This is a genomic window from Kribbella pittospori, assembly GCF_004331465.1.
Lineage (GTDB): Bacteria > Actinomycetota > Actinomycetes > Propionibacteriales > Kribbellaceae > Kribbella > Kribbella pittospori.
This window is the reverse complement of sequence record NZ_SJKB01000002.1, coordinates 481,023-505,333: the sequence shown is the minus strand read 5'-3', so window position 1 is coordinate 505,333 and position 24,311 is coordinate 481,023. Positions and strand designations below refer to the sequence as shown.

25 protein-coding genes and 1 tRNA gene are annotated in these 24,311 nt (G+C 68.3%); 18 read left to right on the top strand and 8 right to left on the bottom strand.

Annotation, left to right across the window (positions count from 1 at the left end; all coding sequences use genetic code 11):
• The first annotated feature begins 42 nt into the window (after positions 1-42).
• Positions 43-423 (top strand): VOC family protein, encoded by a 381-nt coding sequence (locus tag E0H73_RS08970; RefSeq protein ID WP_238163896.1) that lies wholly within the window; start codon positions 43-45, stop codon positions 421-423.
• Positions 424-834: 411 nt separating this feature from the next.
• On the opposite strand, the gene E0H73_RS08965 is transcribed toward E0H73_RS08970, so the two are convergent.
• Positions 835-907: transfer RNA gene (locus E0H73_RS08965), tRNA-Thr, on the bottom strand.
• Between the two features lie 40 nt (positions 908-947).
• On the opposite strand from E0H73_RS08965, the gene E0H73_RS08960 reads away from it, so the two are divergent.
• Positions 948-2,168, top strand: a complete 1,221-nt coding sequence (locus tag E0H73_RS08960; RefSeq protein ID WP_131353016.1) for an MFS transporter — start codon at positions 948-950, stop codon at positions 2,166-2,168.
• On the opposite strand, the gene E0H73_RS08955 is transcribed toward E0H73_RS08960, so the two are convergent.
• The gene (locus E0H73_RS08955) at positions 2,089-3,276 is read right to left on the bottom strand and encodes an MFS transporter (RefSeq protein WP_131353015.1); all 1,188 of its coding nucleotides are present in this window, start codon (positions 3,274-3,276) and stop codon (positions 2,089-2,091) included. The two genes, E0H73_RS08960 and E0H73_RS08955, sit on opposite strands and share 80 nt — an antisense overlap.
• Before the next feature lie 84 nt (positions 3,277-3,360).
• On the opposite strand from E0H73_RS08955, the gene E0H73_RS08950 reads away from it, so the two are divergent.
• Positions 3,361-4,740 carry a pyridoxal phosphate-dependent decarboxylase family protein gene (locus tag E0H73_RS08950; protein ID WP_131353014.1) on the top strand — a complete coding sequence of 460 codons (1,380 nt, stop codon included), beginning with the start codon at positions 3,361-3,363 and terminating at the stop codon, positions 4,738-4,740.
• Here E0H73_RS08950 and E0H73_RS08945 read toward each other — a convergent pair.
• On the bottom strand, positions 4,728-5,318 hold the full coding sequence (locus E0H73_RS08945) for a TetR/AcrR family transcriptional regulator (protein ID WP_131353013.1): 591 nt from the start codon (positions 5,316-5,318) through the stop codon (positions 4,728-4,730). The two genes, E0H73_RS08950 and E0H73_RS08945, sit on opposite strands and share 13 nt — an antisense overlap.
• A 61-nt stretch (positions 5,319-5,379) precedes the next feature.
• Between E0H73_RS08945 and E0H73_RS08940 the strand changes: the two genes are divergently transcribed.
• From E0H73_RS08940 to E0H73_RS08875, 14 genes are all read left to right on the top strand, one after another.
• Positions 5,380-6,147, top strand: coding sequence for an ANTAR domain-containing protein (locus tag E0H73_RS08940; RefSeq protein ID WP_131353012.1), 768 nt, complete (start codon positions 5,380-5,382; stop codon positions 6,145-6,147).
• A gap of 78 nt (positions 6,148-6,225) precedes the next feature.
• Positions 6,226-6,519 carry a DUF4287 domain-containing protein gene (locus E0H73_RS08935; protein WP_131353011.1) on the top strand — a complete coding sequence of 98 codons (294 nt, stop codon included), beginning with the start codon at positions 6,226-6,228 and terminating at the stop codon, positions 6,517-6,519.
• A gap of 18 nt (positions 6,520-6,537) precedes the next feature.
• Positions 6,538-7,278: a TrmH family RNA methyltransferase gene (locus tag E0H73_RS08930; protein ID WP_131353010.1), complete on the top strand. Its 741-nt coding sequence runs from the start codon at positions 6,538-6,540 to the stop codon at positions 7,276-7,278.
• Positions 7,279-7,348: 70 nt separating this feature from the next.
• Complete coding sequence (locus tag E0H73_RS08925; RefSeq protein WP_131353009.1) at positions 7,349-7,879, top strand: SigE family RNA polymerase sigma factor; 531 nt, start codon at positions 7,349-7,351, stop codon at positions 7,877-7,879.
• Entirely contained in the window at positions 7,876-8,604 is a 729-nt protein-coding gene (locus E0H73_RS45770; RefSeq protein ID WP_165555541.1) for a hypothetical protein, read from the top strand. The genes E0H73_RS08925 and E0H73_RS45770 overlap by 4 nt, the downstream gene beginning before the upstream one ends.
• A gap of 92 nt (positions 8,605-8,696) precedes the next feature.
• Positions 8,697-11,372: an ATP-binding protein gene (locus tag E0H73_RS08915; RefSeq protein ID WP_165555539.1), complete on the top strand. Its 2,676-nt coding sequence runs from the start codon at positions 8,697-8,699 to the stop codon at positions 11,370-11,372.
• Positions 11,373-11,517: 145 nt separating this feature from the next.
• Positions 11,518-12,360 (top strand): COG1361 family protein, encoded by an 843-nt coding sequence (locus E0H73_RS08910; RefSeq protein WP_131353339.1) that lies wholly within the window; start codon positions 11,518-11,520, stop codon positions 12,358-12,360.
• A gap of 164 nt (positions 12,361-12,524) precedes the next feature.
• Entirely contained in the window at positions 12,525-14,159 is a 1,635-nt protein-coding gene (locus tag E0H73_RS08905) for a type 2 periplasmic-binding domain-containing protein (protein WP_131353007.1), read from the top strand.
• Positions 14,160-14,162: 3 nt separating this feature from the next.
• Positions 14,163-15,116 (top strand): ABC transporter permease, encoded by a 954-nt coding sequence (locus tag E0H73_RS08900; RefSeq protein ID WP_131353006.1) that lies wholly within the window; start codon positions 14,163-14,165, stop codon positions 15,114-15,116.
• Positions 15,113-15,988, top strand: a complete 876-nt coding sequence (locus E0H73_RS08895) for a carbohydrate ABC transporter permease (RefSeq protein ID WP_131353005.1) — start codon at positions 15,113-15,115, stop codon at positions 15,986-15,988. The genes E0H73_RS08900 and E0H73_RS08895 overlap by 4 nt, the downstream gene beginning before the upstream one ends.
• 21 nt (positions 15,989-16,009) lie before the next feature.
• Positions 16,010-17,020 carry a LacI family DNA-binding transcriptional regulator gene (locus E0H73_RS08890; protein ID WP_131353004.1) on the top strand — a complete coding sequence of 337 codons (1,011 nt, stop codon included), beginning with the start codon at positions 16,010-16,012 and terminating at the stop codon, positions 17,018-17,020.
• Positions 17,017-17,751, top strand: coding sequence for an aminoglycoside 3'-phosphotransferase (locus tag E0H73_RS08885; protein WP_131353003.1), 735 nt, complete (start codon positions 17,017-17,019; stop codon positions 17,749-17,751). Before E0H73_RS08890 ends, E0H73_RS08885 begins: the two co-directional genes overlap by 4 nt.
• Positions 17,752-17,770: 19 nt before the next feature.
• Positions 17,771-18,298 (top strand): MOSC domain-containing protein, encoded by a 528-nt coding sequence (locus E0H73_RS08880; RefSeq protein WP_202867265.1) that lies wholly within the window; start codon positions 17,771-17,773, stop codon positions 18,296-18,298.
• Positions 18,299-18,531: 233 nt separating this feature from the next.
• Positions 18,532-19,026: a class E sortase gene (locus E0H73_RS08875; RefSeq protein WP_131353335.1), complete on the top strand. Its 495-nt coding sequence runs from the start codon at positions 18,532-18,534 to the stop codon at positions 19,024-19,026.
• Here E0H73_RS08875 and E0H73_RS08870 read toward each other — a convergent pair whose 3' ends face one another.
• The 5 genes from E0H73_RS08870 to E0H73_RS08850 form a co-directional block, all read right to left on the bottom strand.
• Positions 19,027-20,199 (bottom strand): FAD-dependent oxidoreductase, encoded by a 1,173-nt coding sequence (locus tag E0H73_RS08870; RefSeq protein ID WP_131353002.1) that lies wholly within the window; start codon positions 20,197-20,199, stop codon positions 19,027-19,029. It abuts the gene before it with no gap.
• Between the two features lie 3 nt (positions 20,200-20,202).
• Positions 20,203-20,760, bottom strand: coding sequence for a TetR/AcrR family transcriptional regulator (locus tag E0H73_RS08865; RefSeq protein WP_131353001.1), 558 nt, complete (start codon positions 20,758-20,760; stop codon positions 20,203-20,205).
• A gap of 92 nt (positions 20,761-20,852) precedes the next feature.
• Entirely contained in the window at positions 20,853-21,275 is a 423-nt protein-coding gene (locus E0H73_RS08860; protein WP_131353000.1) for a hypothetical protein, read from the bottom strand.
• A gap of 124 nt (positions 21,276-21,399) precedes the next feature.
• Complete coding sequence (locus E0H73_RS08855; RefSeq protein ID WP_131352999.1) at positions 21,400-22,137, bottom strand: SAM-dependent methyltransferase; 738 nt, start codon at positions 22,135-22,137, stop codon at positions 21,400-21,402.
• Between the two features lie 12 nt (positions 22,138-22,149).
• A complete protein-coding gene (locus E0H73_RS08850) occupies positions 22,150-22,917 on the bottom strand; it encodes an SDR family NAD(P)-dependent oxidoreductase (protein ID WP_131352998.1) in 768 nt (255 codons plus the stop codon).
• Positions 22,918-23,122: 205 nt separating this feature from the next.
• Between E0H73_RS08850 and E0H73_RS08845 the strand changes: the two genes are divergently transcribed.
• Positions 23,123-24,310, top strand: coding sequence for a neutral zinc metallopeptidase (locus tag E0H73_RS08845; protein WP_131352997.1), 1,188 nt, complete (start codon positions 23,123-23,125; stop codon positions 24,308-24,310).
• Position 24,311 lies beyond the last annotated feature (1 nt).

The window sequence follows — 24,311 nt, the reverse complement described above, 5'->3', positions numbered from 1 at the left end:
GGCTTGGAAGACTTCACGGGATCGGGTTGGGGGTGCAGAGTGGTGCGCACGCGTCAGATGAAGGTCGGCACTCGCCAGGAGAGCCCGATGGGGATCGAGCTGAACCACACGATCGTGCATGTGAAGGACCGATGGGCTGCGGCTCGCGATGTCGGCGGGGTGCTTGGTCTGCCGGAGGCGGGGGCGTACGGGCCGTTCGCTGAGTTGAAGTTGGATAACGGGGCGAGTCTGGACTTCATGGACACCGAGGGTGAGATCCATGGTCAGCATTACGCGTTCTTGGTGAGTGAGGGGGAGTTAGACCTCGTCCTTGGCCGGTTGCGGGATGACGGTCGGCAGTGGTGGGCGGACCCGTTCAAGCGTCAGCCGGGGGAGATCAACGACGGTGACGGTGGCCGCGGTTTGTACTGGGAGGGGCCCTGACGGGCATTGGCTGGAGATCATCACCCGTCCGTACGGCAGCGGCGGCTGATCTCTGAGCCCGGCTCGCACTGGGAGTCGCAGGGCGCACGACGGCGCGACATCTTGGATGGTTCGAGATGGGCGCGACGTCGGAGGATCTGCTTCGCACCGCGCGGCAACTCGCGGTCAGCGCTCATTTGAAGGCTGATAGCGACAGGCCCCGAGATCTGGCCACTCGGTTTGGCTGGCGGACGGTGGTTCTGCGGATGCGCGCCGGTCGGGCAGTCGGTGGCGCGCGGGAGAGCGCGCAGATGCGGGCGGTAGCCCGCATGGAAACGAGGGCGGGTGGGAGCGCGCGTAGCGGGCCCGACGGAGGAGGGACTGCGTAGCACGCGTGGGGTAGACCCCAGTACGTGGCTACGAAGCAGGTTGAGCCGGTGAGGGGACTCGAACCCCTAACCACCGCTTTACAAGAGCGGTGCGCTGCCAGTTGCGCCACACCGGCGGGTGTTGCGGGACCATCTTAGGGGATGGGAGGTGGGGGGATGGGGGTGCTGCGGGAGGCACGCGGGTTTCGGGTGTTGTGGGTGGCTCGGGCGGTGTCGTTTCTGGGGGACTCGCTGGGGTTGGTGGCGCTGCTGTTGTATGTGGAGGCTTCTACGGGGGCCGCGCTGGCGGTGGCGTTGTTGTTGCTGGCGGGGGACCTGACGCCGGGGTTGTTCGGGGCGTTCGCGGGGGTGGTGGGGGATCGGTTCGATCTGCGTCGGGTGATGGTGACGTGCGACGTACTGCAGGGTGCGCTGGTGGTCGTGATGGCGGTCACATTGCCGCCGTTGCCGGTGTTGCTGGTGATGGTTGCCGTACTGAGTGTCGTCGCGCAGGTGTTCCAGGCGAGTTCGCGCAGTGCCGTGCCGGCGTTGGTGCGGGACGAGGACCTGGAGGCGGCGAACTCGACGCTCGGGGCGGGGACGAACGGGCTGGAGGCGATCGGGCCGTTGATTGCGGCCGCGTTGTTCCTGGTGACGGATGTGCGGGGGATCTTGCTGATTGACGCGGCCACGTTCGTGGTTTCGGCGGTGTTGTTGAGTCGGCTGCCGAAGATGCCGCCTGAGGGTTCGGGAGCGGTGCCGACGGGCGTATTCAAGGATGCTCGGGACGGGCTGACGTACATCTGGCGGACGAAGGCGGTGCGCGTCATCGGGATCGGGTTCTTCGCCACGGTGGTGTTCAACGGGGTGGACGACGTCGCGATGGTGTTCCTCTCCAAGGACGAGCTGGGCGCGAGCGATTCGGCGGCGTCCGCGCTGTACGCCGGGGTCGGCATCGGACTCATCCTCGGGTTCGCGGTGCTGGCGCGGTACGCGAGCCGGTTCCGGATGACGACGCTGCTCCTGCTCGGGTTCGCGGTGAGCAGTCTGGGGAACCTGGTCACGGGCCTCGCCTGGGCGGTGTGGGCCGCGTTGGCGCTGCAGGTGATCCGCGGATTCGGGATCGCGGGCGTCGACGTGGGGATCAACACCCACCTGCAGCGCATCGTGCCGCCGCACATGCGGAGCCGGGTCTTCGGCAACCTGTACGGCGCTATCGGCCTGGCCGCCGGGGTCTCGTACGTCCTCGGCGGGCTGCTGCTCGAGCACACCGACGCCCGGGTCACGTTCGTTGCCGCGGGCTTCGGTGGACTGCTGGCTACGGCTGCGGCAGCTGTCGCAGTTCGTCGACAGGGCCGCGGAGGGCACGAGCACCCGGTACGGCGATCAGCGGAATGACGGCCATCACCAGGAAAGCCGCCGTCGGATAGTCGACCAGGAGACCCACCACGGTCGCGACCAGGAGACCGCCGAGGTTGCCCGCCATCCAGATCAGCCCCGCCGCGGTGCCTTCGGCTTCGCCGGTACGGCGTTCGACGAGCTCGAGGACGATCGGGAGAGCGGGGAGGAGAAGCAGTCCGATCACAGTGATGGCGACGAAGCCAGTCAGCACGCCAGGAGCAAGCGCGAGTACGGCGCAGGCGATCGAGGTCGCGGTGAGGCTGACGACGAGCAGTGCCGACTCGGCCCGTCGTCGTACGACGATGATCGGGATGATCGCGCTGCCGAGGACGCCGGCGACGACGGTCACCAGGAGGATCGTGCTGGCGGTGCCGCCGGAGACGCCGGCTGGTTCCAGCAGGGCCTGGGCGAAGGTGGTCATGGCGACGAAGACGCCGAACGGGAAGATCGCGAGGACGCAGAGGCGGCGGATCAGCGGGTCGCCCCAGGCGATCTTCAAAGCACCCCGATCGGGTCGTTGCCGATCCACCGCATAAGCACCTTGGTTGCGCAGTGCAACGATCAGCACCAGAGCGGCGACCACACAGAAGATCGCGGTCACCGCCAGCATGGTCGACAACGAGTCGCCGGTAGTGAAGACGGCATCGAGCGAGAACGCGATCACCATCCCCGCGAAGATGCTGGCGGTGCCGACAGCGATCCCCGTCGGGCGGTCCTCGACCTTCAGATAGCGCCCGGTGATGCCGGTGACGGCGTTCAGGACGAGTGGTTGGGCGATCGAGGCAACGATCTGGCCGGCGAGCAGCCAGCCGAAGTCGTCGCCGATCAGCCGCAGGCAAGCGCCAAGTGCGGTCAGTACGGCGCCTACGATCAGGCCGGACCGGAACCACCGGTCGAGGATCAGGCCGCACGGGATCGCCAGCAAGACGTACAGCAGCGGGAACACCTGAGCGAGCCACCCGATCGCGCTCTCGGACACGCCGTAGTGCGCCGCCGCGACGGTGGTGACCCCGGCGAAGTTGAGCCAGACGAGCTGGGTGGCCGCGCCGACCAGGGAATAACCGACGATCGCCGCCCAGCGACTCCCGGTCACCACTCGCGCCATCCGCGTCCCTCCAGACCCTCAGACCTGCCCGAACTGTAGTGCCGTCACACGCCCCATCACACGATCCCGCAGTACAAAAGAGGCATGGTGGATTGGGATGGACCGCTCACGGAGGCGTTCGAGCGGGCGACGACGTACCTGGCCGGGCTGCCGGAGCGCCCGGTCGGCCCGCGTGCGACCGCGGCCGAGCTCCGGAAAGCGCTCGGCGGCGAACTGCCGACCGGACCGAGCGAACCCCGGGACGTGATCGCGCACCTCGCGAAGGGAGTCGAGGACGGACTGCTGCCGAGCGGCAGCGGCCGGTTCTTCGGCTTCGTGTTCGGCGGCGCGACCCCGGCGTCTCTCGCCGCCGACTGGCTCACCACCACGTGGGACCAGAACGCCGGCCTGTACGCCGCCTCACCCGCGGCGGCCGTGGTCGAGGAGATCACGGCGGACTGGCTGGTCGAGCTGTTCGGCCTGCCGAGAGGTACGTCGGTCGGCTTCGTCACCGGTGCTCAGATGGCCAACTTCACCGGCTTGGCCGCCGCCCGGCATGAGGTACTGCGGCGGGCCGGCTGGGACGTCGAGCGTGACGGACTGATCGGCGCACCCCCGATCCGGGTGCTCGCCGGGGCCGAGCGCCACGACACGATCGATCGCGCCCTGCGCTTCCTCGGCCTGGGCACGAACTCCATCGTCCCGATCGCCGTCGACGACCAGGGCCGCATGCGAGCCGACGCACTACACCAAGCGCTCCAGGACGACGGGCCGCAGATCGTCTGCGCCCAGGCCGGCAACGTGAACACGGGTGCCTTCGACCTCGTGAAGACAATCTGCGACCTCGCGCACGACAAGGGCGCCTGGGTGCACGTCGACGGCGCGTTCGGCCTCTGGGCCGCGGTCAGCCCAACGCTCCGAGGACTGGTCGACGGGATCGACCGGGCCGATTCCTGGGCGACCGACGCGCACAAGACGCTCAACGTGCCGTACGACTCCGGCCTCGTCCTCTGCGCCCACCACGAACCCCTCCGCGCCGCGATGTCCATCCGGGCGGCGTACCTGATCCAGGACGAGACCGGCGAACGCGACTCACTGGACTACAACCCGGAGTTCTCCCGTCGGGCCCGTGGGATTCCCGTGTACGCCGGCATTCGCGCGCTCGGCCGGTCCGGAATCGCGGAGATCGTCGACCGGTGTCATGCGATGGCGCGGCGGTTCGCGGAGACGCTGGCTGCCAACGGGGTCGCCGTACTGAACGACGTCGTCCTCAACCAGGTCCTGGTCCGGTTCACGAACGACGAGCTCACCAGAAGAGTTGTCCGCGCGGTGCAGGACGAGGGCACCTGCTGGATGTCGGGCACCACCTGGCAGGGCAAGGCGGCGATGCGCATCTCGGTCTCCAACTGGACGACCGACGAGTCCGACATCGACCGCTCGGCGGCAGCCGTGCTGCAGTGCCTAAACCAACTTCAACGAGCGTAGGACTCGAGGCGGGCCAGGGCGGCGTCGAGAGAGTCGCGCAGGGGCTCCACCCGGCGGAGCGTCTGAGCCAGCAGTACGCCGCCCTGCATGGCGGCCAGCATCGAATGCGCCAGAGCATCCGGATCGGCGTCCCCGCTCAACAGACCCTGGTCGCGCATGGCACCTAGGTCGCGCCGGAACCGGTCCAGCCAACGGCCGTAGCCGTCGGCGAGGTAGGAGCGCGTCTGCGGGCTCGACTCCACCAGTTGCCCGGCCAGTGAGCCGAAGTCGCAGCCGCCCTGGAACTTGCGCCCGGTGTGCCGCGCGACGATCTGGTCGGCCCAGCGATGCCAGGCCGCGAACGAGTCGAGCGCCGGTTCGTGGTCCGCGACGACGTCCGCCTGCCAGGCGATCACGTCGTCGATCAGCGTCCGCTTGTCGTGGAAGTAGTGCGTCAGCTGTGATCCGCTCACGCCGGCAGCCCGGCGTACGTCGTCCAGCTGGGTCCGCGTGACGCCTTTGCGCCGGACCAGTTCGGCCGTGGCGGCGAGGATCCGGGCCCGGGTCGCCCGGCCCTTCGCGGTCAGTCCATCGTCCACCTCATCGAGACTAGCTGCTTCTGGGGTTCTGAACCCAGAAACGGAGGCGCATGATGGTCGTATGGGTGAGGGGATTCTCGAGCTGGCGCAGGAACTGGCCGAAGTGAGCCGGCTGGTCGAGGACGATGACGTCCCGACCACGCTGGGCCGGTTCGTGCATCGGGTCGTGCTGACCGTGCCGGACTGCGAAGAGGCAGTGATCACGGTGCTCGTCGACGGTTCGGCCGAGATCGTCGCGCGCCACCACAAGACGACCGATCCGGTGGCGGAGCCGACCCGGTCCACGCTGGCCGAGCAGCTGACCAAGGGCGGCGGTCCGCTGTTCGACTCGCTCACCTATGGCGAGCCGCGCAGGATCGGCGATCTGGCCGCCGATCACCGGTGGCCCGAGTTCAGCGCCGCCGCCATCAACGCCGGCTACCGCAGCTGCGTGTTCCTTCCGCTGCCGGCCGCAGGTAGCGCAGCCGCCGCCTTCAGCCTGTTCTCGGCCAAGCCGGATGCCTTCGGCAGTACGTCGTACGACATCGTGCTGCTGTTCGCCATGCATGCCGGGGTCGCGTTCGACAACGTGCAGTTGTTCAACGACAGCCGGACGCTGATCGAGCAGTTGCGGACGGCGCTCGGCACCCGGACGGTCATCGGGCAGGCCCAGGGCGTGCTGATGCACCGGTACGGCGTCACCGCCACGGTCGCGTTCGACGTACTGAAGCGCTGCTCGCAGGACGCCAACGTCAAGCTGCGGCAGCTGTCCCTCGAGCTGGTCGAGGCGCAGAACTTGGGCAGGCTCAGCGAGGCGCTGCGCAAGTACGGCCTGAACTCCGACGGGTGACCCTGTCGATTTCCGGCCCGGTCGCTCGACGCAGTGGTGTACGGCGCAGGAGGCGCCGGACACGAGGAGGCTGCACAGATGTCGTTCCAGGCGTACTTGGACAAGATCGAGGAGAAGACCGGCCTGACCCCGCGGGCGCTGGTCGACCAGGCGAAGGAGCACGGGTACGACGCTCCGGGCGTGAAGGCCGGTGTGATCTGTGACTGGCTGAAGGCCGACTACGACCTCGGCCGCGGGCACGCGATGGCGTTGGTGCACGTGATCAAGAACGGTCCGGGGATCAGCGACAAGCACGTCGGCAGCACGGGCACCCACCGGGACCCGTCGAACACCCTGTGGCTGGATGGGAAGGCGACGAACCCGGCCGGCTGAACGGCGTACCGTAAGCGGGTGGATTCAAAGAGGTCACCGCGGGACAAGTGGATCACGATCTACGGGCGCAAGCCCGTGCTCGAGGCGCTGCACGATCCCGCGCTGTCGGTGGCGAAGGTGGTCGTGGCGGACAACGCCACCGGTGGATCGCTGCAGGAGATCCTGCGCGCCGCGGACAAGTACGGGACGCCGGTCGAGCGCGCGACGGCGAGCAGGGTGAAGTGGCTGGCCGGGAACGGCAAGCACGACCAGGGTGTGGTCGCGGATGTCGACGCGCCGCGGATGACGCCGCTGGAGGAGTTCGTCCGGGCGCGCGGCCGCCGTCCGACGAACGTCTTCCTGCTGGACGGCGTCACGAACCCGGGCAACGTCGGGATGATCCTGCGGACCGCGACCGGAGCCGGGTTCGACGGTGTGATCCTGCCGCGCGCCGGGACGCCGCACGTCGGGCCGCTGGTGATCAAGGCGTCGGCCGGGATCGCGTTCCAGGCCCCGATCGTGAACACCTCGACCGCGAAGGCAGCCGTCGACCTGCTGCGCACGGCCGGCTACCACCTGTACGGCCTGTCGGCCCGGTCGCACGACTCCCTGTTCAAGGCCGAGCTCGCACCGCGCGCGGTGTACGTCCTCGGCGGCGAGACCAACGGCATCACCGTGTCGACCGACTCCGACCTCCAGATCCCGCTGCATGCCGGCGTCGAGTCCCTCAATGTCGCGGTCGCCGCGGCTGTCGTAGCCTTCGAGGTCACGAATCGCTGATCGGCCGTGCAACCCGATGCCGGCGCCGATGCGTTGATACCGGGACAGTGCACCGTGCCAGGAGGTGAGCGTGAACAGCGAGGCCGAGAGCGAGTACGTCGACTTCGTCACCCATCACGCGAACGCTCTGTGCCGTACGGCGTACCTGCTGTGTGGTGACCGCCGCCGGGCCGAGGACGCGACGCAGGAGGCGCTGATCCGGATGTACCGGATGTGGCCCCGGCTGCAACGCAAGGGCGGCGTCGGCGCCTACGCGCGCAAGGTCGTGGTCTGCACCACGCTCGACGGATTCCGTCGCCGGTCGAGCACCGAGGTCGTCGGAGGCGACGGCTACTTCGCCGCCGAAGCCGATCCCGCCGATCCGCTCGACGTACTGGAGAGCCGGATCATGATCATGCAGGCGCTGGCCGAGCTCCCCGCTCGGCAGCGGGCCTGCGTCGTCCTGCGGTACTTCGACGAACTCTCCGTCGACGAGACCGCCGAAGTCCTGGGCTGCCGGCCCGGGACCGTGAAGAGCCAGACGATGCGTGCCCTGGACAAGCTCAGGGTGCACCCTGCCCTGGCCGACCTCAACCTCGCCGGAACCGGGAGGCTGATATGACCAACGAACTCAAAGACTTGATGACCGAGGCAACCGACCGGCAGACGCCGTACGTCCCGAACGTCGACGGTCTGTTGCGGGCCGGTCGCCGGGACGTCCGCAAGCGCCGGATCCTGACCTCGCTCGCCACCGCCGCGGCGGTCGTCGTCATCGCCGGCGCCATCACCACCGTCGCCGTCGACGCCCGGGAGCGCTCGTCCGCGCCGCCCGCGGCACCTGCCACGACGGAGGCGCCGAGGGCAGCCAAACTGTCGGTGCCTCCGGGCGGGAGCACCGGGCTCTGCACCAAGTCCAACGGCGATACAGTCTCGGCCTGGAGTTGGCCAGTCGTGGTCGACGTCCGGGACACCTTCGGCCAGTCCGTCGTACGCCGGTCTCCGGCCGACCCCAAGATCGTCGCGTTCTGCACGACCGAGTGGGGCAACGGCGCGAGCGAGTCCGTCGTACCCGGCGACTCCGTGCAGGGCGTCGTACTGCGGAAGTCCGCCGCCGAGGGCCGCGGAGTCACCGGACCTGCCAGCGTGACGACCGTCTTCGGCATCGTCCAGGGCGCTCCGAAGGTCACTGTCCAGACGGACGACGGCTACGTCGGCGTCGCGACGGTCAAGGACGGCGTCTACGCCTACCGCCGGGTTGAGCAGTCCCCGTGGCCCGGCCCGGTCCCGGGCGCAGTGGTCAAGTTCCGGTATCCGGGCCAGGGCGAGTACGTCGCCGCGCACCGCTGAGACAGACGAAGAGCCCGACCGCGGGGGGATGCGACGGGCTCTTCTGAATTGTGCGGCCAAGCACAATGCAATGCCGGAGGGGGGTTCCGGCGGTGCAGGTCTACGGTCTCGCGCCGGACGGTACGGCGGCAATGACGGTGGCGAAGGGCCCATCCACAAAACGAAGGCCACGATGGTTCTCGACGTGGCGCGACCCGGTGGTCGAGACTGGCGGTGTGGGTGGGGGATTGCCGGCGGGGACGGTCTCGATGGTGTTCACGGACATCGAGGGCTCGACCATGCTCCTGCGCCGGCTGGGGGAGCAGTATCTGGAGGCGTTGAAGGAGCATCGCGGGATCCTTCGCGCGGTGTGGGAGGAGTACGGCGGGATCGAGCTCGGCACTGAAGGTGACAGCTTCTTCGTGGTCTTCCCGACAGCCGACAGTGCGGTCGGGGCCGCGGTCGAGGGGCAGCGACGGCTGGCGGGGAACCGATGGCCGGGCGGGGAGCGGTTGCGGGTGCGGATGGGGATCCACACCGGTACGCCGGGCGTCTACGAGGACGACTACTGGGGCATGGACGTCCACCTGGCGGCGCGGATCGCGGGATCCGCGCACGGCGGTCAGGTGGTGATCTCCGCGGCGACCGGCGACGTGGCGCGACTGCCCCAGGGTGCGTCGTTGCGTGATCTGGGCATGCATCATCTGAAGGACATTCCCGAGCCTGAGCATCTGTTCCAGGTGACGGTCGCGGGGCTCGATCAAGAGTTCCCGCCACCGCGCACTGTCGGTATGGCGAGCAGTCTCCCGGTGCCCGCGAATCCCTTGCTGGGAAGGGATCCCGACCTCGTCCGCCTGACCGGGCTGATCCGGGAACCGGAGATCCGGTTGGTCACCCTCACCGGTCCCGGCGGTGCGGGCAAGACGCGACTCGCGATGTCCGTGGCCGCCGAGCTGACGAACCAGTTCCCCGGCGGCGTGTACTTCGTACCGCTCGCGGCAGTGACCTCGGAACAGGTGATGTGGACGTCGATCGCCGAGGTCCTCGACGTACCTCCGCGCGAGCGCAGCCCCGCGCGACTGGCGTCGTACCTGGCGCATCGTTCGCTGTTGCTGGTCCTCGACAACCTGGAGCAGGTGGACGGCGGTGCCGCGGTCGTTGCCCAGATCATCGAACGGGCGCCGCAGGTCGAAGTCATCGCGACCTCGCGGCGGCCGCTCGGACTGATGGCCGAGCACCAGCATCCGGTGATGCCGCTGGACGCCGTCGCTGAGGATTCGCCCGCCGTACAGCTGTTCGTTCAACGTGTGCAGGCGGTCCAGCCCCGATTCACTCTTGGCCCGGCCAACGTCGCCGACGTGGTCGCCATCTGCCGCCACCTCGACGGGCTGCCGCTGGCCATCGAGTTGTGTGCCCCGCGCGTTCGCGTGCTCAGCGTCAGCGAACTGCTCGGTCGCATCGACCAGAGGCTCGACATCGCGTCCACGAGCAGCGTCACACCGGACCGGCAGCGGACGTTGCGGGACACGATCGCCTGGTCGTACGAGCTACTCAGTCCGGAGCATCGCCGCATCTTTCGCCGCCTCGCCGTCTTCTCCGGCGGCGCCGATCTGGCCGCGATCACCGCGGTCGCGTGCGACGCGTCGGATCCACTCGACGCGGTCGCGGAGCTGAACGACGCCAACCTGATCACGATCTCCGAAGGTCCGGAGGGGCGTAGCAGGATCGGGTTGCTGCAGACGATCCGCCAGTACGCCGGCGACGAACTGGAGGAAACCGCCGAGGCCGATGCGGTACGTGCGGCCCACGCGTCGTACTACACCGGCGTGGCCGAGAATCTCCAAGCCCTGCGGGAATCCCGGCACAATACTGCCCTCGACCTGGCCGAGTCCGAGCTCGACAACTTCCGCGCCGCGCTGACCTGGTCGATCTCGGCGGACATCCCGACGAGCCGACGGCTCTGCGTCGCCCTCGGCTGGGCCTGGCTGATGGCCGGCTACATCGCCGAGAGCCGGCGGTGGCACGAGCAGGTCGTCGCGCAGACCGCCCATCCGTCGGCGGACCTCGCCTCCTGCCTGCGCGGCCTCGGCAATCTCCTTCTCCTCCAAGGCGAAACCGATCAGGCCCACGAGGTCGCGCTGCGAAGTCTCGAGATGTCCAGAGCCCTGGACGACCGCCCCGGCATCGCGTACGCCCTGACCCTCCTCGGTACGGCGCTACGCCAGCAAGGCGATGTCCACGCGGCCGAACGCACGCTCGAGGAAGCGCTCGAGTTGCATCGCCACCTGGAGGACAAGAGCCGGCTGGCCCGGGTTCTCGGCAACCTGGGTGGCGTCGAGGAGGAACTGGACCGGCTCGAGCGCGCCGAGGCGCTGCTGCGCGAGTCTATCGGGCTCTACGAGGTGCTCGGTGACGTGTACGAGGCCGCCGTACAGGGACAGAACCTGGCCTTCCTGCTGGTGGTCGCCGGCCGGGTCGCCGAGGCGGGCGAGCTGGTCCGTGAGCTGGCCAGGACCATCCTCGCGATGGGCAGCCCGAGCCTCACCCTGGCGTTCGCCAACACGGCGATGAACATCCTGATCCGCGAAGGCGATCCGGTCGGTGCCGCGCACCTGTTCGGCGCGGAGGAGGCGATGGGGGAGCGGCTGGAGATCGCGAACCCTTACCTGGAAGAGGAACTCGAGGAGGCGGTTGCCCTCATCAACGGCGTGATGTCGCGGCAGGAGTGGGAGGACCACCGCCGGGCCGGCCGCTCGATGCGGGTCGAGGAACTGCTGGGCCGGCTCTGAGTCCGGCACGGATGGTAGCGCTCAGTGGTTGTGCGAGGCCCCGAAAGGACTCCATACTCTTCTCACCGCCGTCGGCGGTTCTGTGGGGGCAGAAGCATGTCTGGGGTTCATTGAAGTGGGGGGCTTTACTGTGCGTGCTTTGAGGATGTTTCGTGCTGCGCTGGTCACGGCGCTGGTGGGTGCGGGCCTGGTGGCCGGCACCCAGGTGGCGGCGGCCGCGCCGCCGTCGAGTGTGATCGAGGTCAGTACGACGTCGGTCGCTCCTGGGCAGACCTTCACGGTCACCCAGACGCTGTCCAACGACCGCGATTTCGCCATCCTGGGATCGAAGGCCGGGATGTACGCGAAGGAGCCGGCGTTCCTGCCCGGCCTGGTCGACCTGGTGGGGTGCGCGGGGGCCGTCGCCTGTGACCAGTTGGGGAGCAGCTACCGGTCCGGGCTGGGCGACATCCCGCCCGGTGAGTCCAGGTCGGTGACGTGGACGTTCAAGGTCAAGGACGACGCTCCGGCCGGGACGATCACGCTGCAGCACCAGTTCATCGGGGAGAACTACGCGTTCGAGATCTTCGACGGACCGACGCTCACGATCGAGCAGGCCACCACCGACGCCGATGTGGCGGTCAGCATGACCGCGTCGGTACGGACGCTGCTCATCTCGCGGATCACCTACACGGTCACGATCAAGAACAACGGTCCGTCCGCGGCCACCGACGTACGAGTGGTCGGTGCCTACCCGACCCGGCTCGTGTACGCCGGCGGAAGCTGCACCCGGATGGGGACGACCAAGACGGTGAACTGTGACGTCGCTTCGCTGGCGAGTGGTGCCAGCGTGACGCGCACGTTCGCTGCCGACGCCGGCCTGCTGACGATCGGCCCGCTCGTTGCCACGGCGCAGCGTACGGACAGTTCGCCGGCCGACCCGGTCGCGAGCAACGACAAGGCCAGCCGCACCTGCAACGCGCTCACCAGCCTGTTGGTGCGCTGCTGATCACCTGGTAGGTCACATCCGGCCGGCGGCCGCGGGTTCTCGAGTCCCGCGGTCGCCGGTCTTTTCGTGGTTCACGCCTTGCATCGATGGGCGGGACGGGTCTACGGTCCAGGTTAACGTTTAAGTGTGCGTTAGTGAGCACTTGTTCAGAACTTGGAGCAGCTATGGTCAGTCGTCGGCGATTCCTGCAGTTGGGCGGTGCCGTGGTCGGGGCGGCTGTCGCCGGTCCCACGCTCGCGGCCTGTGGTGACGGTGGTACGGCGAACGGGGGTGCGAAGGCCTCGGGCGAGTTGGCCCTGCCGACGTACAAGCCGTTCGAGGGGGTGCGGCCGGATCTGGCCGGCGCGGAGTCGGGGCTCGAGCCCGGGTTCCTGCGGTTCCCGGCGGACGCGACCGCGAGTGTGAAGGCGCCGCCGCTGAAGAACGCGGTGACCGCGCTGACCGAGACGTTCGCGACGCCTCCGCCGCCGATGGGCAGCAACCCGATGTGGCAGTCGCTGAACTCCGCACTCGGGGCCGAGTTGCGGCTCACCATCGGCACCGACCCGGGCTACCCGGAGAAGTTCGCCACGCTGCTGGCCAGTGACTCGCTGCCGGACCTGATGTGGCTGCCGCCGAACCAGGGCATCCCGAACATCGGCCCGATGCTGGAGGCCAAGTTCCAGGACCTGACGAAGTACCTCTCGGGTGACGCCGTCCTCGAGTACCCGAACCTCGCCGCGCTGAAGCCGGCGTCGTGGCGGACCGCGGTGGTGAACGGCAAGATCTGGGGCGCACCGATCCCGTCCACGCCGTTCGGCCAGGTGATGATGGGCAACCCGCGGACCTGGGAGAAGGTCGGCGGCCTGCAGTGCAGTACGGCGGACGAGTTCTTTGCCAAGTGCAAGGAGCTCACCAACGGCACGAACTACGCGCTCGAGCCCGCGATCATCAACATGCTGCACATGTTCGGCGAGTGGTTCGGCGCCCCGAACGGCTGGCGGGTGAATCAGGACCGCTCGCTGACCTACTTGTACGAGACCGACAACTACAAGGCCGCGGTCGAGTACGCCGCCAAGCTGTGGGCCGCGAAGGTCTTCTACCCGGACCTGAACCTGGCCGACGCCACTCCGAAGACCGTGAACGGCCAGATCGCCGCGCAGGTGACGGTCGGCCCGCGGGCGACCTCCGACTTCCGCGCGATGGATCCGACGCTGTTCGTCGACACGATGATCCCGTTCGGCCACGACGGCAAGGCGAAGCCGGTCTACGACATGGGCTACGGCACCGTCGGATTCACGCCGTTCAAGAAGACCGACGAGGGCCGGATCCGCGAGCTTCTCGCGCTGATGGACTACCTGTCCGCGCCGTTCGGCACCAAGGAGTACCTGCAGAAGAACTTCGGTGTCGAGGGACAGCAGTACCAGCTGGACGGGCAGAAGAATCCCGTGCTGACGAAGGCCGGAACGCAGCAGGGGCCGGGTCTGGTCAGTGCGCTGCAGATCATGACCGCGCCGGAGAGCGTGATCTTCAACCCGGCGTTCCCCGAGGACACCAAGAAGATCTACGCGACCGAGCAGAAGCTGCTCGAGCACGCGATGCGCAACCCGACCGCCGGCACGTACTCCGACACCAGCAGCAAGGTCGGCCCGAAACTCACCGCGGCGTTCCGGGACACGATCGTCGACATCGTCACCGGCCGGCAGAAGCTGGACGCGTACGACGAGGCCCTCAAGCGCTGGAAGAACGGCGGCGGCGACAAGATGCGCGACGAGTTCGCCGCCGTCCTCCCGTCGAGCGTGCCGGTCACCGGGTCCTGAGTGATGCTGAAGCGAGCCTCTTCGACGACGCGGGTCAAGAGCGGTCTGCCGTTCGCGGTGAAGTGGCGGCGGGACTGGCAGATGGTGCTGCTGATGATCCCCGGGGTCGTGTTCCTGCTGGTGTTCTTCTACCTGCCGGTGCTCGGCAACGTGGTCGCGTTCCAGGACTTCCAGCCGTACCTCGGCATCATGCACAGCGAGTGGAACGGCCTGCAGAACTTCGTCAATCTCTACGACAACCCGGACTTCTGGGACGCGCTGCGCAACACGCTCGTGCTGGCCGCGGTGCAGTTGCTGCTGTTCTTCCCGGTGCCGATCGGGCTGGCGCTGATCGTGGACTCGCTGGTCAGCAACCGGGTCCGGCGCTGGTTCCAGACCATCGCCTACCTGCCGCACTTCTTGTCCTGGGTGCTGGTCGTGACGCTGTTCCAGCAGTCCCTGGGTGGGGCCGGGTTCCTGAACAACCTGCTCCGCCAGGCCGGGCTGGATCCGATCCCGTTCATGACCAACCCGGACACCTTCCCGCTGCTGGTGGTCGCACAGCTGATCTGGAAGGACGCCGGCTGGGCGATGATCATCTTTCTGGCCGCGCTGACCACCGTGGACGTCTCGCTGTACGAGGCGGCCGCGGCCGACGGGGCCGGTCGCTGGCGCCGACTCTGGCACATCACCCTGCCCTCGCTGCGAACCGTCATCGTGCTGCTGCTGATCCTGCGGATCGGCGACATCCTGAGCGTCGGCTTCGAGCAGTTCATCCTGCAGCGCGATTCGGTCGGTCCGGGTGCGGCCGAAGTACTGGACACCTTCACGTACTACGCGGGTGTCGTCGGCGGCGACTGGAGCAGTGGAGCCGCTGCCGGCCTGGCCAAGGGCGTGGTCGGTGCGTTGCTTTTGTGGGGTGCGAACTCGCTCGCTCATCGGCTCGGTGAGCCGGGGATCTTCCAGAGGCGCTCATGAGACCTGTGTGGAAAGAGAATCCGTCGCCGGGCTACCAGGCGATCAAGGCCCTCGTCCTGGGTGGCTTCGCGCTGGTGATCGTGATCCCGATCCTGGTGGTGATCTCGACGTCGCTGGCCAGCGACCAGGACATCATCGACGCCGGCGGCTATGTACTGTGGCCGTCGCATCCGACGATCAAGGCGTACCAGACCTTGTTCAGCGGCGGGTTGATGGGACGGGCGATCCTGGTCAGCGTGTTCGTCACGGTCGTCGGTACGGCGATTGCCGTCGCCGTCACGATCGCCTTGGCCTACGCGACGTCCCGGCCGGTGCTGTTCGGGCGGCCGGTGCTGCTGATGGTGCTGTTCACGTTGCTGTTCGCGCCGGGAATCATCCCGATGTTCCTGGTGGTGAAGCAGCTCGGGCTGCTGGACAGCCTGTGGTCGCTGATCCTTCCCGGCGCGCTGGGTGCGTTCAACTTCGTTGTCCTGCGGACCTTCTTCATGAATGTGCCGGGCGAACTGCTGGAGAGCGCGCGGATCGACGGCGCGAGCGACTTCACCATCCTGCGCCGGATCGTGATGCCGTTGTCGAAGGCGGTGATCGCGGTGGTCGGGCTGTTCTACGCGGTCGGCTTCTGGAACGCCTTCTTCAACGCGCTGTTGTACCTCAACGACACCTCGAAGTGGCCGGTCCAGGTGATCCTGCGGACGTACGTACTGCAGGGCAAGTCGCTGTCGGCGGACCAACTCGGGGTGGAACCGCTGCCGCAGCCGCAGTCGCTGCAGATGGCCGTGGTGGTGGTCGCACTGGTGCCGATCGTGCTGCTGTACCCGTTCCTGCAGCGACACTTCACCAAGGGCGTCATCACCGGAGCCGTCAAAGGCTGACGGTCTGCGAGAATCGACCGCATGGCGATGGGGCGCACGCAGGACCGGCCGACGCTGCGGATGGTCGCGAAGGAAGCGGGTGTCTCGGTCGCGACCGTGTCCTACGTGCTGTCCGGGCGGCACCGCAGCCACACCATCAAGGACTCGACCGCCGACCGGGTCCGGGAGGCCGCGACCCGGCTCGGCTACCGGCGCAACGACGCTGCCCGCGCGATCCGCACCGGCAAGTCGGACCTGGTCCTGCTCTCACTGAGCGTGCTCGCCGACCCGTGGTCGCAGGCGGTCGCGGCCACGGTGAGTACGGCGGTCGCGCCGTACGGGAAGACGGCGCTGATCGTGGCCGACGGCGACTGGCGGACCGTGCTGTCGAACCGGACGCCGGACGTGATCTTCATCGACAGCGTCAGCGCGGACCCGGAGCAGATCGCCGAACTGGAGGCGTTCGCGGCGCAGGGTGTGCAGATCGTGGCGTTCAGCGAGACGCTCGAGCCGCGCGGGTTCGACGTGATCCGGTCCGGCGCCGAGCCGCGCTGCCACCTGGCTGTCGAGCACCTGCTGGAACACCACGACCGGGTCGGAGCGCTCACCTCGCGGACCTCGGGCTTCGCCCGCTTTGACGCGTACCTGAACACGCTGCGGGCGGCCGGCAAACCGATCCTCGAGGACGACATCGAGATCTTCGAACGTCACCCGGAGGGTGCCTACCGCGCCGCGATGGCCCTGCTGAGCAAGCCGGATCGGCCGACGGCGATCTACTGCACGACGGACTTCGCGGCGATCGCCGTCGTCCGCGCGGCGCACCGGCTCCGGATCGACGTACCGCGGGATCTGGCCGTGGTCGGTGTCGGCAACACGCCGGAGGGCGAGCACCTGGATCCGTCGCTGTCGACCGTCGGGCCGGTCGGGTTCAACGAGGCATTGGCACGGATCATCGTCGGGCGGCTGACTGACCGTGAGGGCGCGCCCGGCGAGGTCTTCGACTTCCCGTGGCAGCTCATCGTCCGCGATTCGTCGAAGGTGGTTCCTGGTTGAAGGGCTGGGAACAGGTGAAGGGCGGGGAGTCCGACACGTCGCTGTACCGGCGGGCTGACGTCTTCGCCAAGTGCTGTGGGCCGGACGGTGTGCCGGAGCTGCGGGATGAACGGGACCGGGCCGAGTGGCTCGCGGGGACGGCGATTCCCAGCGCGACCGTCGTGGACTGGGTCGAGTCGGCGGATGGCGCGTGCCTGATGACGACAGCAGTGCCCGGCGTACCGGGGGACTCGTTGGCTGTTGAGGACCGGGCGCGCGCGATGGACAGCCTCGGGAGGGTGGTGCGGGAGCTGCATTCGCTGACCGACTGCCCGTTCGACCGCCCGCTCGCGTCGGTGGTGGCGCTCGCTGAGGACGTCGTACGGCGGGGTGCGGTGAATCCGGCGTTCCTCACCGATGAGTGGCGCAAGCTCGATCCGGCCGAGTTGCTCGCACGAGTTGTTGCCGAGCGCCCCTATGCCGAATCGGTGCAGGAGTTGGCCGTCTGCCACGGCGACCTGTGCCTGCCGAACGTGATCTTCGATCCGTCGACGCTGGAGGTCACCGGGCTGATCGACGTCGGCCGCCTCGGGATTTCCGACCGGTACATTGATCTGGCGCTGACGACCATCCAGATTCACGACGAGTGGTCGGTCGATCCTGCGCCGTTCCTGGCGTCGTACGGCCTGCCGGATCCCGACCAGCGCCGGCTGGAGTTCTACCGGCTGCTCGATCCGCTGACCTGGGGCTGACCGCCGTACTGTTGACCGGGTGAGCATCCCGGTCGAGATCGTCGCACTCGTGGTCTCGCGGGAGCATGCGTTCGAGGGCAGGCCGCACGACGGTCCGCGGCCGGATCCCGAGCCGGTGAGCCGGTCCGAGGTCGAGGTGCGTGCGGGGCTTGGCATCGTGGGGGACCGGTACTTCGGGCAGAAGGTGCACCGGAACGCGGCGGTCACCTTCGTGGACGCGGCTTCGCTGGACGAGCTGGCCCGCACGCTCGCGCTTCCGGAGCCGCCAGACCCGCATCTCATGCGTCGCAACATCGTTCTGCGCGGATTCCCGATCGACACTCTCGCGTCGCGGCCTGGCGGTGCGGGTCGCCGGTTCAGCCTCGACTCCGGGTCCGGCGCGGTGGAGTTCCAGGCTTATCGGCCGGCCCGTCCGTGCGCGTGGATGGACGTTGTCTTGGCGCCTGGCGCCATGAAGGCTCTGCGAGGGCACGGCGGCGTCCGCACCACTCCGCTGAGCGACGGCACTCTCCGTCTCGGGGCTGCAACGCTCACGTTGCTGGACTGAACTTTCGGGCGGTTTTCGGTGCGGTCGCTTACCGTCGGAGGGTGAGGCTGGCGGTTGGTGTGGTGATGATCGCGGGGCTGGTCGGGTGCAGTGATGTGGCGCCGACCGGTGCGCCGTCACCCACGCCTGCGCCCACGTCGACACCCACGACCACACGATCTGTCGTGCCTACCCCTTCGCCGTCTCCGAAGCCGTCTACAACTCCTAGGCCTACGGTCTCCGGGCCGGTGAGTATGGCGATTCCGGCGATCGGCGTCCGCGGGTTGCGGGTGGTGGCCTACCCGGGGACGGCGGACGATCGGGCCGGGACGCGGATCCAGGACCGGGGCGTGGCGGCGAGTCCGCGCGGCCCGGCGGGTGGAGTGGGACCGGGACAGATCGGGAACTTCATCATCACCGGCCACCGGACCAGCCACGGGCGGCCGTTGGGGCAGGTGCCGGAGATGGTGAACGGCGACCACATCCTGATCACCGTGGGCGGGACCGTGTACGACTACATGGTGAACCGGACGATGACGATCTCGTTCCGGAAGCCGGCCGAGAAGGCTCAGCAGAACGCCGCCGTACCGGGACGCCCGGGTGTCAAGCCGACGCAGGCGATGATCACGATCTCCACCTGCGCCACCCCGGAGGACCACGCCGCCGGCAACTTCTGGTCCGACGAGCTCGGCAACCCCGAACACCGGATCAACAAGATCGGCACTCTCGTCGCCACCCGCGAGGCCTGATCAGCCCGTCGGCTGCAGGTCCTGAATCAGCGTGGTCGGCTTGCCTGCCAACGCAGCCGGAGCCAGCTTGCTGATCACCGGGAGCCGCAGTACTCGCAACAGCAACCGTCGCATCACCAGCTGCGTCTTGGACTCCGGCAGGAACCAGCGAGCCGCGGACCGGCCGACCTTCTGCTTCTCCTCGACCAGCGGCCGCCAGATCCGTTCGTACTCCGCCAGCCCGGCCTCGATCGTCGCAGCGCCGATCAGCTTCTCCGCAAGGACAAACGCACCCGCGATCCCCAACGACGCACCTTGCCCTGCGAGTAATGAGACCGCGTACGCCGAGTCGCCGACCAGCGCCACCCGCCCCTTGCTCCAACCCGGCATCACGATCTGCGCGACCTGGTCGTAATAGATCTGGTCCACGTCCGGACACAACGCCAGCGCCTCCGGCACAACCCACCCGAGCCCGGCGTACGCCGTCCTGATCGCGGCGCGGGGGTCCTTCGGCAGCGACGGATCCGCCGTCCGGTGTACGGCGAACGACGCGACCCGTCCGTCCCGCAACGAGTAGAAACCGAACTGACTGCCGATCGAGTCGGTCAGGCAGAACCGCCCGTCCACCTCGTCGTGGATGCGCGGCGCATCGAACGTGTATGCCGCAGTGTGGAAGCCGAGATGCCGCAGGTACGACGACTCCGGTCCGAAGACGAGTCGGCGCACGGTGGAATGGATGCCGTCGGCACCTATCAGGACGTCCGCGTCGAGCGCCGTACCGTCGGCCAGCCCGACCTGCACTCCGTCAGGCGTTGGCGTGATGCTCGTCAGGGTCGCGTCGTACCTGAGGTCGACCGCGGTCGGCAGGTGCTCGTGTAGTACTCGTTCGAGATCGGGGCGCATCACGCTGAGGAGAGTGCCCTCGGCGAACTGGCCGAGGCTGATCCCGCCGCGCCGACGCCCGTGCTCGTCGACCAGGACGGCCTCGCTGACGTGGTAGGCGACCTCTTCCAGCGCGGGCAGCAGTCCCATCGCCCGCATCGCGTCGTACCCCGGGCCGAAGAAGTCGATCATGTAGCCCTGGGCGCGGGGGCCTGGCGTGCGTTCGAGTACGGTCACGTCCTGGCCGAGCGCGGCCAGGCGATGGGCCAGGGCCAGACCGGCGATGCCGGCACCGCAGATGATCACGTGCATAGGTCAACTCACCAACCTTCTGAGAACAGTCGCCGTACGGTCGTCCCCCGGGCCGAGGCCGCGGTGCAGCAGCAGGCCGTCGATCGCCGCGGCGAGTACGGCGGCAGTCGCGGCCGGCTCGGGGACCTGATGGATCGCCAGCCAGTCGGTCACCCGGGTGCGGAAGTCAATGACGAGGGTTGCCAGCTGGTCGTGGAGGTGCTCGTCGCGGGTCGCGGCGAGGTAGGCCTCGGTGAAGAGCAGGGACATCGGGTCGGTGCCGTCGTACTGCTCGACCGAGGCGAGCATCGCGTCGACCGCGTCCGCCGGAGTGGTGGCCGCGGTGAAGAGCTCGTCGGTCGCGGCCAGCACCTGGCGCATCGCGGTGATCGCGGCCTCGGTCAGCACCGCCTGCACCGATGGGAAGTGGTAGTGCACGACGCTCGGCGTCACACCGGCCCGCTCGGCCAGGATGCGCGTGCTCACCGCCGACCAGCCGCGCTCCGGGATCAGCTCCGCCGCGGCGGCCAGCAGCCGTTGGCGCACTTCGGCGCCGCGCGCGGCTGCTGGGGAGGATGCCATCCCGACCTCCTTGGTCGATTGCCCTGAACAGTCGTCCTGTACGATCGTCCTGATTCTAGCTCATGCCAAAACCGACCGTGCACCACGGGGTGTCAGCTGCGGCCGAACTTCCACCACTTCGGCTTGTTCATCTTGATCTCGTCAGGCGTCATCGGCGGCGGGACCGGCGGCCGGGACTCCTCGGTGAGGAAGTTCCCGGACTCGGTGTCGTAGGGCGTAACGCCGAGGCGGCGGCTGATCTCCATCACGAGCGGGATCGAGCGCGGGCCGTCGTTCAGGTAGAACGTGATGTCGCGGACCTCGACGCCCTTGCCGATGGTCATCTCGACGTCGTACTCCGGACTTCGCAGCGCCAGCCAGGACGGCTTGCTCGCGTCAACGTCGGGCACCAGCTCGCGGACAACGGCCACCACGTCGGCCGACGTACCGACCGATGGTGGCTCATACCCGTCGGGAATGTCGTCGAGGCGACGTACGCCTCCTGGCCCTCGCATCGCGTAGACAGCCCAGCTCATCCACGTCCTCGCTTCGCTCCGGGCGCGGATGAGGCACAAATCGCGCTGTGTTTGATGATGAACTCGCTCCGCTCGTTCATGTCCCCAGCATCCCCTACCTCCGGCCTACGGGCGACAGGCGGTCTCAGAGTTTGCGAGCGGCCAGGATCGCGAAGGTGAGGTACTCGCCTCGGTCGGCCTCGAGCATGTCGAGGGTGCCGTCGCGCTCACCCCGGTACGCCGTGACCGCGCGGGACCAGGTGAGCCAGTCGTCCCAGCCGGACTCCTGCAGCCGCGCGGCGGTGACCTCGACGAGTTCGGTGATCTCCCACTGGAACCGCCACCAGTCCGCCGTGTGCCAGGCGAGTGCCTCCCCGCCGACCACCTTCTTGATGTGGTCGGGGATGAAGCCGAGGTCGCGGATCTCCTTGCGCAGCGCGGGTGTGGCGACGCCGAGTTGGCCGCCCGGCTTGAGGAAGCTGGTGAGGTAGGCGAGGTAGGTGTCCGCTGTACCGAAGTACTCGTAGGCATCGACGCACACGATCGCGTCGAAGAACTCCCGTGCGAACGGCAGAGTGTGCGCCTCGGCCTTCACGGTCACAATCCCGTCGACGCCTTGCGACGCGATGTTCGCGGCGGCGTCGGTCGGGTCCACCCACAGGTCCGCGGCCCACACCTGGACGCCGTACTCCTTCGCCAGGAAGACCGAGGTCGTGCCCTTCCCCGATCCGAGATCCAGCACCCGCATCCCCGGCCGCAGTTCGAGGTCCCGCGCGAGATCCTCCAGCAACCACAAGGGATGCGGGCCCATGTCCCCGCCCAGCACCCAGTCGGCGTCGTACTTGGTCGACCGCGGACAGGCATCCCGCTGCAGTTCCACCATCCGTCCACCCAATCAGAAGACGGAATATCCGCCATCGATTAACAGGACGCTGCCGGTCATGAAGGAGGACGCGGGGCTGGCGAGGTAGACGACGGACGGAGCGATCTCCTCGGGCGTGGCGTAGCGCTGTTGTGGGGCGTCGAGGATCCAGTTCTGGCGGAACTCGGGCTCGTCGACGGGCGACATGTCGGTCTTCACGTAGCCCGGGGCGAGCGCGTTGACGCGGATGCCGTGCGGCGCCCACTCGGCGGCGAGGCTGCGGGTCAGATGGTGTACGGCGGCCTTCGACGCGTTGTACGACGCCTGCCACTGTGGGCGGTTCACGATCCCGGCGGACATGCTGCCGACGTTGACGATCACGCCGCCACCGGCCTCGATCATGCCAGGGGCGACCGCCGTACTGCAGTTCCACAGCGCGGTCAGGTTGAGGTCGATGACCTGCTGCCACTCCTCCGGCGGTATGTCGAGGGCCGGGCGGTGGATCGCGATCCCGGCGTTGTTGACCAGGATGTCGATCCCGCCGAGTTCCGCGGTCACGTCGGCGACCAGGCGCCGTACGTCGTCCGCAGCGGTGATGTCGGCCTGGATCGCGAGACCACGCCGGCCGCGGGCCTCGATCTCGCCGGCGACCACGGTGTTCCGCTCGGCGTCCCGCGCGGCGATCGCGACGTCGGCGCCGGCCTCGGCCAGGGCGAGCGCGAACGCCCGCCCGAGACCGCGGTTCCCGCCGGTGATCAAGGCCCGCTTGCCCGTTAGGGCAAAGGTGTCCAGGACGTTCATGCGCTGCTCCTCTGTCGATGGTTACCCGGAGTAAGTTTCCCGGCCGGAGCGGGTCGCGAAACGGTGTCAAAAGCTGCAAACCGGTTCCCGCGACCTTCGTCCAGCGCTTAATATCGCTCGTCGGTCTGGGACAGGGGGTGTCCCGGCCGTTTCTGACAAGTGGGTGGGACCGGCCGAGTCCGGTACTGGGGAGAAGCGGGGAAGCATGGCGGACAAGCCGGCGCCTAAGCCTGGCCATTTTCTGCCCGGCGGCGAGGGGCACAACACCCCGGCCGGGGGTGAAGCGCAGCGTGGGTCCACCCCGCTGGCCGCGCCGACGCCGCGGCTGAGCGGGGACGCGCCGGACGCTGCGCCGGTTCTGCGCGGGTCGCGGATCGAGTCGAGGCGTACGACCCTGACCGGCAGCCGGCTCGGCCCGCCGCCGCCCGACGACCCGGCGGCAGCGGCGTACCAGGCGGTCTTCCACCCCGAGCCGATCCCGTTCGTCCCGAAGAAGCGATCCAAGGTCATGGTCGCGGGCATCGTGATCGCCGCCCTCCTGATCACCGGTGGCGGTATCGCACTCGCCACGAAGCTGCTCTCGTCGTACGACGACCTCGTCGCCAACCCGATGGGGACACCGTCGGTCCGGCCGAGCGACGGCCCGGTCGTGCCGGCCGGCAAGCCGAAGCCGGATGCCGAGGTGGTCAAGCAGAACCCGTTCTACACGGCCGGGAAGCTGCCGGCGGTGAAGTGCCAGGAGCCGGCGTACCGGCCGACCTCGAAGGAGAACGTCTACTCCTACTACCAGGCCCTGATCGCCTGCATGGACAAGGCGTGGAAGCCGATCGTCACCAAGGCCGGGTTCGAGTTCAGGTCGCCGCGGCTGATCGTCTTCGACGAGGGCGACGAGACGGCGTGCGGCTTCCAGAAGGACGTCTCGTCGTACTGCCAGGACGACCAGGGCGGCAGTGTGACGATGCCGTGGCAGGACCTGATGGACGAGTACCCGAAGAACAAGGCGCTGGCCCGGGTCCAGATGGCCGAGTCGATGGGCTTCGTGTACGGCGCCCATCTGCAGAACCTGGTCGGCATCTTCGAAGCATCCGGCAATCTGCGCGACACCGCGGCGAACAAGGCCGGCCAGCTGGAACAGGACCGGCGGGCGGCGCTGCAGGCGACCTGTTTCTCGGCGGTGTTCTTCGGCGCGGCCAAGGCCAGCTTCCCGCTGCGCGGCGAGTTGCTGCGGCAGTGGACCCTGCTGATCCAGCACGGCGGTGACGAGCACGCCGAGGACAAGGTCCGGGACCACGGCTCGGGCAAGAACCTGGCGCTGTGGATGAACCAGGGGTTCGCGAGCACCAATCCGGGCACCTGCAACACTTTCGTGGCATCATCCGCGAAGGTCAGTTGAG